The 14,352-nt window shown below is 35.7% G+C and carries 14 protein-coding genes; 8 read left to right on the forward strand and 6 right to left on the reverse strand.

Translation table 11 applies throughout. The features are described 5' to 3' along the window. The first annotated feature begins 5 nt into the window (after positions 1-5). Positions 6-878 carry a transglutaminase-like domain-containing protein gene (locus IEV50_RS01555; RefSeq protein ID WP_188411494.1) on the forward strand — a complete coding sequence of 291 codons (873 nt, stop codon included), beginning with the start codon at positions 6-8 and terminating at the stop codon, positions 876-878. Positions 879-922: 44 nt separating this feature from the next. After that, positions 923-2,047 (forward strand): glycoside hydrolase family 18 protein, encoded by a 1,125-nt coding sequence (locus tag IEV50_RS01560; RefSeq protein ID WP_188411495.1) that lies wholly within the window; start codon positions 923-925, stop codon positions 2,045-2,047. A 16-nt stretch (positions 2,048-2,063) separates the two neighbouring features. Here the strand turns inward: IEV50_RS01560 and IEV50_RS01565 are convergent, their stop codons facing one another. The 6 genes from IEV50_RS01565 to IEV50_RS01590 form a co-directional block, all read right to left on the reverse strand. Beyond that, on the reverse strand, positions 2,064-2,975 hold the full coding sequence (locus tag IEV50_RS01565) for an alpha/beta hydrolase (protein ID WP_188411496.1): 912 nt from the start codon (positions 2,973-2,975) through the stop codon (positions 2,064-2,066). Next, a complete protein-coding gene (locus IEV50_RS01570; RefSeq protein ID WP_188411497.1) occupies positions 2,968-3,375 on the reverse strand; it encodes a type II toxin-antitoxin system VapC family toxin in 408 nt (135 codons plus the stop codon). Before IEV50_RS01570 ends, IEV50_RS01565 begins: the two co-directional genes overlap by 8 nt. After that, on the reverse strand, positions 3,357-3,560 hold the full coding sequence (locus IEV50_RS01575) for a hypothetical protein (RefSeq protein ID WP_188411498.1): 204 nt from the start codon (positions 3,558-3,560) through the stop codon (positions 3,357-3,359). Before IEV50_RS01575 ends, IEV50_RS01570 begins: the two co-directional genes overlap by 19 nt. Before the next feature lie 63 nt (positions 3,561-3,623). Then, positions 3,624-4,698, reverse strand: a protein-coding gene (prfB, locus tag IEV50_RS01580; protein ID WP_188411499.1) for a peptide chain release factor 2 whose coding sequence is annotated in 2 segments (ribosomal slippage) — positions 3,624-4,637 and positions 4,639-4,698 — 1,074 coding nt in all. Because the reading frame shifts where the segments join, the coding sequence is not laid out codon by codon here. Positions 4,699-4,821: 123 nt separating this feature from the next. Beyond that, positions 4,822-6,126: an amidohydrolase gene (locus tag IEV50_RS01585; protein WP_188411500.1), complete on the reverse strand. Its 1,305-nt coding sequence runs from the start codon at positions 6,124-6,126 to the stop codon at positions 4,822-4,824. 63 nt (positions 6,127-6,189) lie between these two features. Beyond that, positions 6,190-6,702, reverse strand: coding sequence for a hypothetical protein (locus IEV50_RS01590; protein WP_188411501.1), 513 nt, complete (start codon positions 6,700-6,702; stop codon positions 6,190-6,192). A gap of 158 nt (positions 6,703-6,860) precedes the next feature. Between IEV50_RS01590 and pgi the strand changes: the two genes are divergently transcribed. The 6 genes from pgi (at position 6,861) to IEV50_RS01620 (ending at position 14,267) form a co-directional block, all read left to right on the forward strand. Next, entirely contained in the window at positions 6,861-8,507 is a 1,647-nt protein-coding gene (pgi, locus tag IEV50_RS01595) for a glucose-6-phosphate isomerase (RefSeq protein ID WP_188411502.1), read from the forward strand. A gap of 159 nt (positions 8,508-8,666) precedes the next feature. Continuing rightward, on the forward strand, positions 8,667-9,980 hold the full coding sequence (locus IEV50_RS01600) for a M16 family metallopeptidase (protein WP_188411503.1): 1,314 nt from the start codon (positions 8,667-8,669) through the stop codon (positions 9,978-9,980). A gap of 29 nt (positions 9,981-10,009) precedes the next feature. Next, complete coding sequence (locus IEV50_RS01605) at positions 10,010-12,091, forward strand: insulinase family protein (protein WP_188411504.1); 2,082 nt, start codon at positions 10,010-10,012, stop codon at positions 12,089-12,091. Between the two features lie 208 nt (positions 12,092-12,299). Then, on the forward strand, positions 12,300-12,860 hold the full coding sequence (locus IEV50_RS01610) for a YceI family protein (RefSeq protein ID WP_188411505.1): 561 nt from the start codon (positions 12,300-12,302) through the stop codon (positions 12,858-12,860). Positions 12,861-12,864: 4 nt separating this feature from the next. Beyond that, on the forward strand, positions 12,865-13,803 hold the full coding sequence (locus IEV50_RS01615) for a DUF5777 family beta-barrel protein (protein WP_188411506.1): 939 nt from the start codon (positions 12,865-12,867) through the stop codon (positions 13,801-13,803). Positions 13,804-13,814: 11 nt separating this feature from the next. Further along, on the forward strand, positions 13,815-14,267 hold the full coding sequence (locus IEV50_RS01620) for a QcrA and Rieske domain-containing protein (RefSeq protein ID WP_188411507.1): 453 nt from the start codon (positions 13,815-13,817) through the stop codon (positions 14,265-14,267). Positions 14,268-14,352: the final 85 nt, after the last annotated feature.

Genomic DNA, 14,352 nt, shown 5'->3' on the forward strand with positions numbered 1-14,352 from the left:
GTTTTATGGAAAATAACACAGAGATAAGTGCTTTAGTGAAGTTGCTTGATGATCCTGATGAAGAAATTTATCAGCATGTTGAGCAAAAGTTGCTGGAATATGGTGGCGAGGTTATCCATTTCCTTGAAAATGCGTGGGAACAATCTTTCGACGGACTTTTACAAGAGCGTATTGAAAACATCGTTCATAGAATTCAATTTAATACCGTAAAAGAAGATTTAAACCTTTGGTATTTAAGTGGTGCTTTTGATTTATTGCAAGGCGCTTTAATTATTAACCGTTACCAATATCCTGATTTGGACGAACAAAAAATCATCGTTCAGTTGGAAGAAATAAAACGTGAGATTTGGTTGGGCTTGCAATATGAAATGAGCTCAGTTGAAAAAGTTAAGCTCATTAATCATGTTTTATATCAACAATTTGGTTTTGGTGGCAATACAAAAAACCATCATGACCCTCAAAATTCTTATCTAAATCAGGTTCTGGAAAGTAAAAAAGGCAATCAGATTACACTTGCAATAATCTATTCTACACTTGCCCAGCGGTTAGATATGCCAATATATGGCATTAATTTACCACAGCATTTTATTTTGGGTTTTATTGATGAAAGTAAACAGGAAGGTACAGAATACGGTGTTTTATTTTACATTAATGCTTTTAACCGTGGGAATATTTTTGGCAAACACGATGTGGATCAGTTTCTGCGTCAATTAAATTTAGAAGCATTGCCAGAATATTACAGACCTTGCAGCAATACGGATATTATTCGCCGGGTAATAAGAAATTTGATTTCAGCCTATGAAAATGCAGGTGCAGCGGAAAAGGTTGCTGAACTAAATGAATTACAAACAATTATTGCCGAAGGCGATAAAGAATAAATACCTCAGTTACTATCATAGAGTTAACCTTTATAATTTATCCGATGCTTAAAAAATTTATATCCTATTTTTCAACTTATAAAGTTATAGCAATAATCATTTTATTACTATCCTTCGAGATAACCGCAAAAGCACAAAAATCACTTAAACCAAATGTTATTGCCTACTATACTGGTGGAGGAGGAACGGTTATTGATAGCTTTCCTGTTGAAAAAATAAGTCACCTGATTTATAGTTTCGGCCATTTGAAAGGGGATAGCATGAATATTCATTCGGCTAAAGATTCTGCCTTGATTTTAAAAATGGTTGACTTAAAAAAGCGCAACCCCGATTTAAAAGTTATGCTGGCAATGGGCGGCTGGAGCGCTTGCCAGAACTGCTCAGAAGTGTTTAGCCGGGCTGAAGGAAGAAAAACTTTCGCCAAGACAACTAAGAATTTGCTTGATTATTTTCAGGCTGATGGGATTGACATTGATTGGGAATACCCTGCGGTTGTAGGCTTTCCCGGTCACAGGTATACTGAAGATGATAAACACAACTTTACTTTACTCCTAGCAGAATTGCGCAAAAAACTTGGCAAAAAAGCAGAAATTAGTTTTGCAGCCGGAGGAACAAAAAATTGCATCGACTCTTGTTTCGAATGGGATAAAGTAATGCCTTTAGTTAATAGGGTAAATATGATGAGTTATGATTTGGTGAGCGGTTATGCTACAAAAAGCGGGCATCATACGCCATTATATTCTACCAAAGAATTGCCGCTCTCGGCAGATTATGCCATTAACGAATTAATTAAATTAGGCGTACCTGCAAATAAAATCGCTTTAGGAGCTGCATTTTATGCCAGAATTTTCGAGAATACAACCGATGCAAACCAAGGTTTATACCAGCCCACCAAATTTTTAAGTGGCGTATCTTACAAAAATTTTAAAACAGAATTTTCAGAAGAAAACGGATACAAATATTATTGGGATGATGAAGCTAAAGCGCCCTATTATTACAATGCGACCACTCGCCGAATGGCTACTTTTGATGACCCAAAATCAATAGCTTTAAAAACTAAATACGTTATAGATAAAAAGCTTAATGGAATTATGTTTTGGGAACTAACTGATGATGCTTATACAGATGGATTGTTAAGTGTTATAGACAAGACAATTAAGGAGAATTAATTGCCTTGTCGTATGACTAAAACTTTTCTTTCTTCAACCAATGGGCCATTAATGTAAACCAATCTACATCAGAAGTTGGATTAATTAAGCCGAAACCGTGTCCACCTTTTTCGTATAGAAACATTTCTGTTTTAACCTTATTTGCTTTTAATGCATTGCTTAGCATTACACTATTTTCTACCGGCACAGATTTATCATCTTTAGCATGCACTAAAAATGTTGGTGGCGTTTTCTTATTTACATTCTTATCAGCAGAAAAATAATGTTTCAATTCCTTAGATGGATTTGGACCCAGTAAATTTTTCATTGTTCCTGCATGAACAGATTCTTCAAAACTAATTACCGGATAAATCAATACTGCAAAATCAGGTTTTAAAGATATTTTTTCAGGGTTATTAATTTTGATATCATCATAATGAGCTAACAAAGTTGATGCTAGATGCCCTCCAGCAGAGAGACCCATAATCCCTATTTTATTTGGTTTGATGTTAAACTTCTTTGCATCTTTTCTTACCAGATAAATTGCTTGTTCAGCATCTTGTAAAAGCGCATAGGTTTTATCAACCATAATTTCATCACTTGGTAAACGATATTTCAAAACGAAAGCTGTAATTCCAATTTCATTAAAACGTTTTGCAATGTTATAACCCTCATGGTTAATCGCTAAAATTGAGTAGCCACCACCTGGACAGATAATTACAGCGGTTCCATTTGCCTTATTGGCAGGCACAGGAAAAACAGTTAATGATGGGTTTGTAACCTTACTAATTCTATCAACACCATCACTTCCATTTTCTGTAACCTCTGCATAATTTGCTAAAGGTTTCGACCCTGGAATTGCTCCAGAATAAAGCGGAATAACTTGTTGAGCATTAAGGACAAAAACAGACATAGCCAATAAGATTGTAAACAAGAATGATCTATTCATTGCTAGAGATATTTAGAGTAAATGGATTAATGCACTTCAATAAAGGAACTTTAAAAAAGTCCTTATTATTATCCGCTATCAATGTTAAATTTTTTACTAAACACGTTGCAGCAATAAGTGCATCAGGAAGTTTTAATCCATAAAATTTTCTAACACGAACTGTTTCAGCAATAATTTCCTTTTCTAATCCAACAATAACCGAATTGGCTATAAAGTCTGTATAAACGTCAATGTCTTCCTCATTTGCAGGATTCCAAACTTGTAATTCTATTTCTGATATGAAAGATAGGATGCATTCATTATCCAAAATAACATCCATAAATCTTAACCCGCTTAAAGGAAAAGTTGAATTAAGATATTTTATAACTGCTGATGTGTCAATTAAATATCTCTGGTCCATTCATCACGTAGTTGATTCAATTGCTTATCTATATCAGCGTTATCCATAGGCGATTTTATTTTAAGGCGAAGGGATGAAAGTTTTTCAGAGCTTTTTTTTATGACTTTGATTAAATGTAATTCTTCCAAATCCATTAATAGCTTGTAAGCCTTTTTATCTGTCACCTCTATAATCAAAGTATCCATTTTAATAAATTTAAATGTCGAGTACTAAAACAAATATACAAAATCTAAAAAATGAATTTTAATTTAAAACTCCATTAAATACGCCTTTAAAAACTCATCTATATCACCATCTAAAACAGCCTGCGGGTTTGAAGTTTGGTAGTTCGTACGATGATCTTTCACTCTTCTATCGTCTAAAACATAACTTCTTATTTGCGAACCCCATTCTATTTTCTTTTTAGAACCTTCAATTGCTGCAATTTCTTCGTTTCGCTTGCGCTGCTCTACCTCATAAAGTTGAGATTTTAATAATCGCAATGCATTCTCCTTATTCTGCAATTGAGATCTCGATTCTTGATTTTTAATAACAATTCCAGAAGGTTTGTGGTATAACCTAACTGCGGTTTCTACTTTATTTACATTTTGGCCACCTGCACCACCAGCTCTGAAGGTTTCAAATTCAACATCAGCCGGATTAATGTAAATTTCGATCGTTTCATCAACTAAAGGGTAAACATAAACCGATGCGAAAGAAGTATGTCTACGGGCATTCGAATCAAATGGAGAAATACGCACCAAACGATGTACACCATTTTCCCCTTTCAGAAAACCGTAAGAAAAATCGCCATCGAATTGAAGCGTAACAGATTTAATTCCGGCTATATCGCCCTCCTGACTATCCTGTTCCGTTATTTTGTATCCATTTTTTTCGCCCCACATCATATACATACGCATAAGCATGTAGGCCCAATCGCAACTTTCGGTTCCGCCTGCACCTGCTGTAATTTGCATCACTGCCGAAAGCTGATCTTCTTTATTGCGAAGCATATTCTTAAGCTCCAAATCGGCAACTGCTTGTTTACTGTTTTCGAACTGTTCTTGTAATTCTTCTTCAGATGCGTCTCCAGACTGAAAAAAATCGAACATTACTGCAGCATCTTCTACAGAACTATTTGTTTTTTCGAAACCATCGGTCCATTTTTTCTTTGAACTAATTTCTGCAAGAATTTTTTCTGCCTTCTTAGGGTCGTCCCAGAAATCGGGCGCCATTGTTAATTTTTCTTCTTCGCGAATGGCGTAAAGTAGCTCATCGACGTCAAAGATGCCTCCTCAGAGATGTTATTCTATCTCTTAAATCCTGTATTTGTTCTTTGGTCATAATGGCAAATATATAAAATCGCTCCGAGCATAATGCATTGCAGGAAGCTTTAAAATATATTTTTAGATTAGAATCTATTTAATTACACGCTTAACATGCATAATTAAGATATGCGAAACCTAATTACTTTTTCATTGCCAGATAATCCAATGTTAAGTTAGATAATAATTTAACGCCTAAAACAAATCCACTTTCATCCAAATAAAAATCTGGTGTGTGGTGCGAAGGTGCTTTTAAAGGATCTTTCCCTTTGGGCATTCCACCTAAAAAGACGAATAAACCAGGCACTTTTTCCTGAAAAAACGAAAAATCTTCGGCACCGGTAACTGGCGGTCTTAATTTTACATGTGCTGCACCAGCAGTAGCTTGCATACTTGGCAACATTTTTTCAGTTAGCGCCACATTATTAAAAGTAACAGGATAATGATTGCTGTAAGGAATTTTAACTTCTGCTTTTCCGCCACCAGCTTCAGCAGTTTTAGTAGCAATTGTTTTGATTCTATCGATAAACATTGCTTCATCTTCTTTACTGAAATTACGAACTGTACCAAGCATTTCTACCTTTTCGGGAATAATATTAGAGCGAACACCACCATTAATTGCACCAATAGTAACCACACCTGGATTTTGAGTCACATCTAAATTTCTACTCACTATAGTTTGCAGGTTATTTATAATTTGAGCAGAAATTACAACAGGGTCTATACTGCTCCATGGATAAGCACCATGCGCTTGCCGGCCGGTAACTGTTATCTTCATATCATTTACCGCAGCCATTGTTCCACCAGGTTTGTAGGTAACATCTCCAACCTCGGTTTGTGAATTAATATGCAAGCCAAAAATCACATCAACCTTTGGATTTTCTAAAACACCTTCTTTAATCATTAAAGCTGCGCCACCCTCTTCGCCTGCAGAAACACCTTCCTCAGCGGGTTGAAAAATAAATTTCACCGTTCCGGCCATGTCTTTTTGCATAGATGCCAAAACTTCTGCAACACCCATCAAAATAGCAACATGACTATCATGTCCGCAAGCATGCATCACACCAACTTCCTGTCCGTTATATTGTGTTTTCACTTTTGATGCGAATGGCACATCAACCCTTTCGGTAACAGGCAAACCATCCATATCCGCTCTTAATGCCACAACCGGCCCGGGTTTCCCACCTTTCAAAATTCCGACTATACCAGTTTTTGCAACACCGGTTTTAACTTTTATACCTAATGATTCTAAATGTTTAGCAATGATACCGGCCGTTCGAACTTCGTTGTTGCCTAATTCCGGGTGTTCATGAAAATCGCGTCGCCAGGTGATAACCTTTTGCTCAATAGCATCAGCCTTTTTAGAAACAGTTGCATTTAATGGAGATTTTTGAGCATAAACGCCTGAAGTGACTGCAAGAAGAAATAGGGTGTAGATTTTTTTCATGAATGGGATTTAGTTTTGATAATGTAAAAAAGATTTATGTATTGAATAAAGTCTACAATATTTTTAATTAAACAAACCTTTAAGCTTGTCCATTATTCCTCCTGAGCCAGTATTTGCCCCTTTTTGTGCTTGCCCGCCGCCATTAAACATACCGATAACATCACTTACATCAAATTTACCATCAGCACCACCTGTTAAACTTCCCAATACATCTTTTATATTGAAAGAGTTATCATTTGGGTCTGCTGTTTTTTGAGTTAACTTACTTAAAATTACAGGAATCACTGTTGCTGCTAAACTTTTTGCTGTTGCTGCATTTATGCCTAAACCAGCTAACTTATCAGTAAAACTTCCGGCAGCTTGCTGGGTAACGGCAGAACCTTCTGCGTTGCCCGAATTAAATATTTCAGCTAGACCATCAACATTCCCAGAAGGGATTTGAGCTTTTAAAGCGTCAAAAATAGAGCCTGAAGCTGCCTGAATTACCGCTTCATTTTTTTCATTGGGAACTTCGCTATTATTAACAACGCTTTCCTGTACGTTCTCACGCACTAATGCACTTAAGTTTTCTAACATAATTTTTTTAATAAAACATAAAATACGATGTACAGAAATTCATGGGAAGTTATACCTAAGTTAACTTGTTTATCATAAATAATGAAATGTTATTTTTGAACATTAAAAAGACCATTTTAAATATTTGCTTTATTACTTTTACAAAAAAAGAAAAGAATATGTTACCAAAAATAAATTTTACCGAGACCGAGGCTTATAAGTACCTGGCCGATCATTTTGTAGATATAAATCAAAAAAGCATTAAAGATCTTTTTGCCGAAGATGCTAATCGTTTCACAAAATTTTCTGTTTTTTTTGAAGATATTTTATTAGATTACAGTAAAAACAGAATTAATGACGAAACTTTTGCTTTATTAATTCAACTCGCTCGCGAGTGTAAATTGGGTGAAGCTATTAAAGCGATGTACAATGGCGATAAAATCAATGAGACAGAAGACCGTTCTGTTCTGCATATTGCCCTACGCAATTTAAGTAACACTCCCATTTCGGTTGATGGTAAAGATGTAATGCCTGATGTAAATGCTGTTCTTGCCAAAATGGAAAAATTTAGTAACAACATTATCAGCGGAGAATGGAAAGGCTACACTGGCAAACCAATAACAGATATTGTAAACATTGGTATTGGTGGTTCTGATTTAGGTCCGGTAATGGTTACGGAAGCATTAAAGCATTACAAAAATCATTTAAACATTCATTTTGTTTCAAATATTGATGGAACGCATATCGCAGAAACATTAGCTGGCTTAAATGCTGAAACCACGTTATTCTTGGTTGCATCAAAAACGTTTACTACACAAGAAACTATGACAAATGCACATTCTGCCCGAACATGGTTTTTAGAAAAGGGTGGTATAGAAGATGATATTGCGAAACACTTCGCTGCCCTATCAACAAATGCAAAAGATGTGTCGGCTTTTGGTATTGATACCGAAAACATGTTTGAGTTTTGGGATTGGGTTGGCGGTCGTTACTCGTTATGGAGCGCAATTGGGTTGTCAATTTCATTAAGCATTGGTTTTGACAATTTTAAAGAATTACTTGCCGGTGCACATGCAACGGATAATCATTTTAAAACAGCAGAATTTGAAAATAACCTACCCGTAATTTTAGGATTATTGGGTGTTTGGTACATTAACTTTTACAATGCAGAAACACAGGTAATTTTACCATACGATCAATACATGCATCGCTTTGCTGCTTATTTCCAACAGGGTGATATGGAAAGCAATGGCAAACATGTAGATAGAAATGGAAACGATGTTGATTACGAAACTGGCCCAATAATATGGGGCGAGCCGGGTACAAATGGCCAGCACGCTTTTTACCAATTAATTCATCAGGGAACGAGAATTATTCCTGCTGATTTTATTGCACCTGCACAAAGTTTAAATCCGCTAGGCGATCATCATCCTATTTTACTTTCAAATTTCTTTGCACAAACGGAGGCTTTAATGAATGGCAAAACAGAAGAAGAGGTTTCATCTGAATTAAAAAAAGATGGCAAAACTGAAGAAGAAATAGTTAAGCTTGCACCATTTAAAGTTTTTGAAGGGAACAGACCAACAAATTCAATTCTATTGAAAAAAATTACGCCATATACATTGGGTAGTTTAGTTGCCCTATACGAACACAAAATATTTGTTCAGGGTGTAATCTGGAATATTTTCAGTTTCGACCAATGGGGTGTGGAATTAGGTAAACAATTGGCTAAAAAGATTTTACCTGAATTGGAAGGCAATGGAAAAGTTTCCAGTCATGATAGCTCTACCAACGGATTAATCAACCAATATAAATCCTGGAGGTAGTGAAAACAGAAAAAGCGAATTAAACATTCGCTTTTTCTGTTATAAAAATATTACTTTAGCATAATCTCCTACTTGTTTAGTTACAACAAAAAACAATTAACTTATTATTAAAAATTGATATTAAAGTTTAACCACCTTGATATCCAAACAGATTATTCAATGAAAAAAAGAATTTTTTTTGCTCTGGCCATTTCCGGTCTGTGCTTAAGCGCATCTGCTCAAAAAGTACAATTTACCGAATTTGATTTGGACAATGGCCTCCATGTCATTCTACATCAGGATAAAACCGCCCCGGTTGTTGCCGTTTCAGTTATGTATCACGTTGGTTCTAAAGACGAAGATACCACGCGTACAGGCTTTGCCCACTTTTTTGAACATTTGCTATTTGAAGGCTCTAAAAATATTAAAAAGGGAGAGTTTATGAAATTAGTGAGTAGTAACGGCGGCCAAAACAATGCCAACACTTCTCAGGATCGTACATTTTACTACGAAGTATTTCCATCTAACCAACTGGAATTAGGCTTATGGTTAGAAAGTGAGCGTATGTTACAACCTGTAATAAATGAAAGCGGTGTAAAAACTCAAAACGAAGTTGTAAAAGAAGAGAAACGCCTTCGTGTGGATAACTCACCTTATGGTAAATTCACAGAAAAAATCTTCGCTCACTTATTTGATGGGCATCCATACAGATGGCAACCAATTGGTTCAATGGCGCATTTGGATGCTGCAAAGCTGGATGAATTTATAGCCTTTAATAAAAAATATTATATTCCTAATAACGCTGTTTTAACTATTGCAGGAGATTTAGATATCGAAAAAACAAAAGGTTTAGTTAAACAGTATTTTGCTGAAGTTCCCAAAGGTGCACCAGTTGTTCGTAAAGAATATAAATTACCCGAGATAACCAAAGAAATTATTGATACTGCTTACGATGCGAACATCCAGATTCCAGCAATTTTTGCAGCTTATCGTGTCCCAGGCATGAAAAGTAGAGAAAATAAAGTTTTGGGAATGATAAGTTCAGTTTTATCTGGTGGAGGCAGCTCGAGGTTAAGCACCAAAATGGTTGATGAAAAGAAAACAGCTTTGCAAGTTGCTGCTTTCAATTATTCGCTAGAAGATTACGGCGCTTACATTACATTAGCTCTTCCAAATAAAAATACACCGCTTAACGATTTATTAAAAGATATTGATGATGAAGTGTTGCGTTTGCAAACCGATTTAATAAGCGAAAGCGACTATAAGAAACTTCAAAACCAATTTGAAAATAGTTATGTAAGTGCAAACAGCAGAATGCTTGGTGTTGCAGAAAATTTAGCGGCTGGATATACTTTCCATGATAAGGATACCAATGATATCAACAAGGAATTGGAGACTATCAGATCGATAACTCGAGAAGAAATAAGAGATGTTGCAAAAAAATATCTAAACAAAAACCAAAGAGTTGTTTTGTATTATTTACCAAAAAAATAACCGCTTTTCATATTACAATATTTAAGAAAATGAAAAAATTATTCATAATAGCTGCAGTTTCCTTATTGGCTCAAGGTATTTCAGCACAGACGATAGATCGTAGCCAAAAACCAAAACCAGGACCAGCGCCAGTAATTACAGTTGCAGACCCAGTTATCTACAAATTAGCAAATGGCATTACAATTCTTGTAGTAGAAAACCATAAACTTCCAAAAGTTTCGGCAAGCTACAGCATTGATGCGGGTCCAATTAAAGAAGGTGCCAAAGCAGGTGTTGTAAGTTTAATGGGTAGTATGCTAAATGAAGGTACAACAACCAAAACCAAAGCACAATTTGATGAGGCTGTAGATCAGCTTGGTGCAGATGTAAGTGCTGGCGCATCAGGCGGAACAGTTTCGGCTTTAACCCGCTATTTTAGTGCTGCTTTTATGTTAATGGCAGAAAGTATTCGCCAACCTTCATTTCCGGTTGCATCATTTGAGAAAATCAAATCACAAACCATTACCGGTTTAAAATCGAGCGAGAAAAGTGCAAAAGCAATATCATCTCGTGTTGTAAATGCCTTGGCTTATGGAAAAAACCATCCCAACGGAGAGTTTGAAACAGAAGCTTCTATCAATGGAATTACATTGGATGATGTTAAAACAGCCTATAAAAAATATGTTACTCCATCTCGTGGTTATTTAACTTTTGTAGGTGATATTAAACCCGAGGATGCAAAAGCTTTGGCAGAAAAAGCTTTTGGCGATTGGAAAGGAACTACATTGACTTTACCTGTTTTAACTAAGGTTGGTAATCCTGCTAAAACTGAAGTTGATGTGGTTAATGTTAGTAATGCTGTGCAATCAGAAATTACGGTTACCAATTTGGTTGATTTGCCACTAAGCAGTCCTGATTATTTTGCTATTTTATTAGCCAATCAAATTTTGGGTGGAGGTTCAGAATCGAGGTTATTTATGAATCTTCGCGAGAAACATGGCTTTACTTATGGTGCCTACTCCAGCACTGGATCAGGGCGTTTTCAATCTAAATTTACTGCAACAGCTGCTGTAAGAAATGAGAAAGCTGATAGTGCCGTTGTAGAGTTTTTAAAAGAAATAAATATAATACGTACAGTGAAAGTTTCAGCAGAAGAATTGCAAAATGCTAAAAACCTATATAATGGTTCTTTTGCATTAGGTTTAGAAAATCCTGCACGTACTGCTGGTTTTGCAAGCAGTATTCTAATTAACAACTTACCAAAAGATTTCTATCGCACTTATTTGCAAAAATTAAATGCGGTAACTACCGATGATGTTTTAAGAGTTGCTAAAAAATATTTTAATCACGATAATACACGTGTGGTAATTGTGGGTAAAACAGAATCTTTTGTTCCTGGCTTAACTAAAGCTGGTTTTACAATTAATACTTTTGATAATTATGCAGCACCTGTTAAAGCAGAAACTGCAACAAATACTACAACATCAAAATCTGCAAAAGAAGTAATTAGTAATTACATTACCGCAATTGGTGGAGAAGCCGCTTTGAAAAAAGTTACCGCCATTCAACAAACCGGAGAAATGGATATGCAAGGGAATAAATTAGGCATAGCTATGAAAAAAATGGCGCCTAATTTAAGTAGCATGGAAATGTCTATGGGTGGTCAAACTATGGTTAAGCAAGTTTTTAATGGCACAACAGGTTATGCAATGCAAATGGGTCAAAAAGCTGAAATGAAAGCTGATGAAATTGCCGATGCAAAAGCAGATAAAGGTTTATTTAACCAACTTTTTTATGGCACAGACGGAAGTAAGCTAGAAGTAACAGGAACCACCAAAATTGGCTCCGCAAATGCTTACAAGCTTGTGGTAACTTCTGCAACCGGAAAAAAGAAAACTGAATATTATGATGTAACCTCTGGCTTGTTATTGAAAGAAGAAAGTACAACGACTAAAGAAGGTACTGAAATTACACAAACAACTGATTATGCTGATTATAAAAAAGTGGGCGACGTTTTATTTCCCCACTCGATAATTCAAAGTGTTCAAACTGCAAAAGGTGGGCAAGAATTTAATATCGTAATTAAAGAAATCAAAGTCAATCCGGATTTAAAAACATCGGATTTTAACTAGTTAAATTTAATCTTTTAAAAACCGCTTCATATTAATTTATGGAGCGGTTTTTTTATGCCTTAGATTTTTTTCAACTCATAAGCAACCCAAAAGCTTTAGCCATCGTATTGACTATGATTTCAAAAAAACAAATCTATCCCACTATTATATTTCTTGACTTACTATCCTGACTAGAGGTTTGGATATAAACTTAACAAAACATTGTATCATGAATAATCTGAAAAAAACCTGCAAGCTTCTTGTCTTTTCGATTACACTATTTCTTTCTTTTTCCATACAAGCCCAAAACTATGTCGGCACTAACGTAAAAGTTAATCTGTTTTCATCAACACCAATAGAAGATATTAAAGCACAAAGCAATAAAACCAATGCGGTTATCATCTCAAAAACCGGAGAAGTCGCTTTTCAGATTCCAATTAAAAGTTTCGAATTCGAGAAGAAACTTATGCAGGAACACTTTAATGAAAATTATATGGAAAGTGATAAGTATCCTACTGCAAGTTTTAAAGGTGCCGTAGAACCAAATATCAGCTGGACCAAAGACGGAGATTATCCTGTACTTGCTAAAGGAAGTTTAACGGTTCACGGTATAACTAAACCAAGAACAATATCGGGTAACATTAAGGTACAAAATGGTACAATTTCTATTTCAACAAGTTTTGATGTTGCCTGTGTGGATCATAATATCGAAATCCCAATGCTGGTTTTTACAAAAATTGCGAAAGTGATTAATGTAAAAATCAACGGAACCTTAAACCTTAAAAACTAAACATATGATAAAAGCGACTACTCTAATCAGTTTTGCCTTGCTAATAACAGGAGGTGTTTATGCACAATCTGCAGATTCTTTAATGAAATCTATGACGGATACAGTAAAAGCAAGAACCATAAACTCAACTTTTAAATCGACACACATTGTTCTCTCTCACTCTACGGAAACAGAAAAAAAACATGATTTAGATTTACGGATAAGGCACCATTTTGGTGATATTGGCGGCGAATTTGGAAGTGCACACACATTGTATGGTTTAGATGTAGCTACAGATTTATTCATTGGATTGGATTATGGGATAACTGATAAACTAACGGTAAGTATTGGTAGAAGTAAACATGACGAATTATTTAACGGCTACTTAAAATACAAGTTGCTTGAACAAGGTGGTGGCAAAAATGGAAATATTCCTTTAAATGTTACCGTTTTAGGGCAAATGGGCTGGATTGCAAGAGCACCTTTTACAACAACTGAGTTTTCGAGTTACGCAAACCGTTTCAGTTACTTTTTGCAGCCTATTTTTTCAAGAAAGTTTTCTCAGAGATTATCGCTTCAAATTGCACCATCCATTCTTTTCAGAAAAAATGTTGTTGATGTTCGCGACCCGGAAAATTTATTTAGCATCGGCTTTGCCGGAAGATTTAAGCTAACCAAAAGATTATCATTTATAGCCGATTACACTTTGATTAATGGCTTAAACCGACCGACGGATTTATCACAACAATTTTATAATCCATTAGGTGTTGGGTTGGAGATTGAAACAGGCGGACATGTTTTCTCCTTGAACTTCATGAATTCGGAATACATTTCAGAAAACAGTTTTATTGCTAATACACAAAAATCATGGAAACATGGTGGTGTTCGTTTCGGCTTTACTATTTCCCGAAACTTCACACTTTTTAAATCAAAAAATAAAGATATCCAAACTAAAATTTACTAAAACAAAAAATTATGGAACGTAACGATTTTATAAAGTCATTAGGACTCGGAATTGCATTGGTTTGTACAGGTTCTTGCTTATCAGGCTGCGGAAGCAAGGGTAGCGATCCACAACCGAACAACCCGGGTGGCGGAGGCCCGGCAACAGGCACAACGGCAAATGTAGATTTAGCCACACAAATACTTAGTATTGGTGCTTCAGTAACTGTTAACGGGATTTTATTTATTCGAACTGCCGCAGGCAATACCACAAGTTCATTTGCGGCAACTCAAGCCGTTTGTCCGCATCAGGGCGGCGCATTAAATTTTATTCAGGCGAGTAATTTCATTCAGTGTGCTTTACATGCTTCACGCTACACTACAGCTGGTTCTATTTTGGCTCAACCCAATGATGGCGGAACAACATCTGCATTGAAAGTATACACAACATCAATCTCAGGCAATACACTTTCTGTAACTGTATAATTATTACTTTGTTAATTAGGGTTAGAGGCTCCTCATAAATACGAAATGTCATCCTGATCCTGTAGAAGGACTTGCAAAACTGCCT

Source organism: Pedobacter mendelii (assembly GCF_014635725.1).
Lineage (GTDB): Bacteria > Bacteroidota > Bacteroidia > Sphingobacteriales > Sphingobacteriaceae > Pedobacter > Pedobacter mendelii.

Excerpts from the sequence above, each read along its gene's own strand:
- IEV50_RS01585 (WP_188411500.1), bottom strand. The coding sequence starts at position 6,126 with ATGAAAAAAATCTACACCCTATTTCTTCTTGCAGTCACTTCAGGCGTT.
- IEV50_RS01610 (WP_188411505.1), top strand. The coding sequence starts at position 12,300 with ATGAATAATCTGAAAAAAACCTGCAAGCTTCTTGTCTTTTCGATTACA.
- IEV50_RS01615 (WP_188411506.1), top strand. The coding sequence starts at position 12,865 with ATGATAAAAGCGACTACTCTAATCAGTTTTGCCTTGCTAATAACAGGA.
- IEV50_RS01570 (WP_188411497.1), bottom strand. The coding sequence starts at position 3,375 with ATGGACCAGAGATATTTAATTGACACATCAGCAGTTATAAAATATCTT.
- IEV50_RS01590 (WP_188411501.1), bottom strand. The coding sequence starts at position 6,702 with ATGTTAGAAAACTTAAGTGCATTAGTGCGTGAGAACGTACAGGAAAGC.
- IEV50_RS01600 (WP_188411503.1), top strand. The coding sequence starts at position 8,667 with ATGAAAAAAAGAATTTTTTTTGCTCTGGCCATTTCCGGTCTGTGCTTA.
- IEV50_RS01565 (WP_188411496.1), bottom strand. The coding sequence starts at position 2,975 with ATGAATAGATCATTCTTGTTTACAATCTTATTGGCTATGTCTGTTTTT.
- IEV50_RS01575 (WP_188411498.1), bottom strand. The coding sequence starts at position 3,560 with ATGGATACTTTGATTATAGAGGTGACAGATAAAAAGGCTTACAAGCTA.
- pgi (WP_188411502.1), top strand. The coding sequence starts at position 6,861 with ATGTTACCAAAAATAAATTTTACCGAGACCGAGGCTTATAAGTACCTG.
- IEV50_RS01620 (WP_188411507.1), top strand. The coding sequence starts at position 13,815 with ATGGAACGTAACGATTTTATAAAGTCATTAGGACTCGGAATTGCATTG.
- IEV50_RS01560 (WP_188411495.1), top strand. The coding sequence starts at position 923 with ATGCTTAAAAAATTTATATCCTATTTTTCAACTTATAAAGTTATAGCA.
- IEV50_RS01605 (WP_188411504.1), top strand. The coding sequence starts at position 10,010 with ATGAAAAAATTATTCATAATAGCTGCAGTTTCCTTATTGGCTCAAGGT.
- IEV50_RS01555 (WP_188411494.1), top strand. The coding sequence starts at position 6 with ATGGAAAATAACACAGAGATAAGTGCTTTAGTGAAGTTGCTTGATGAT.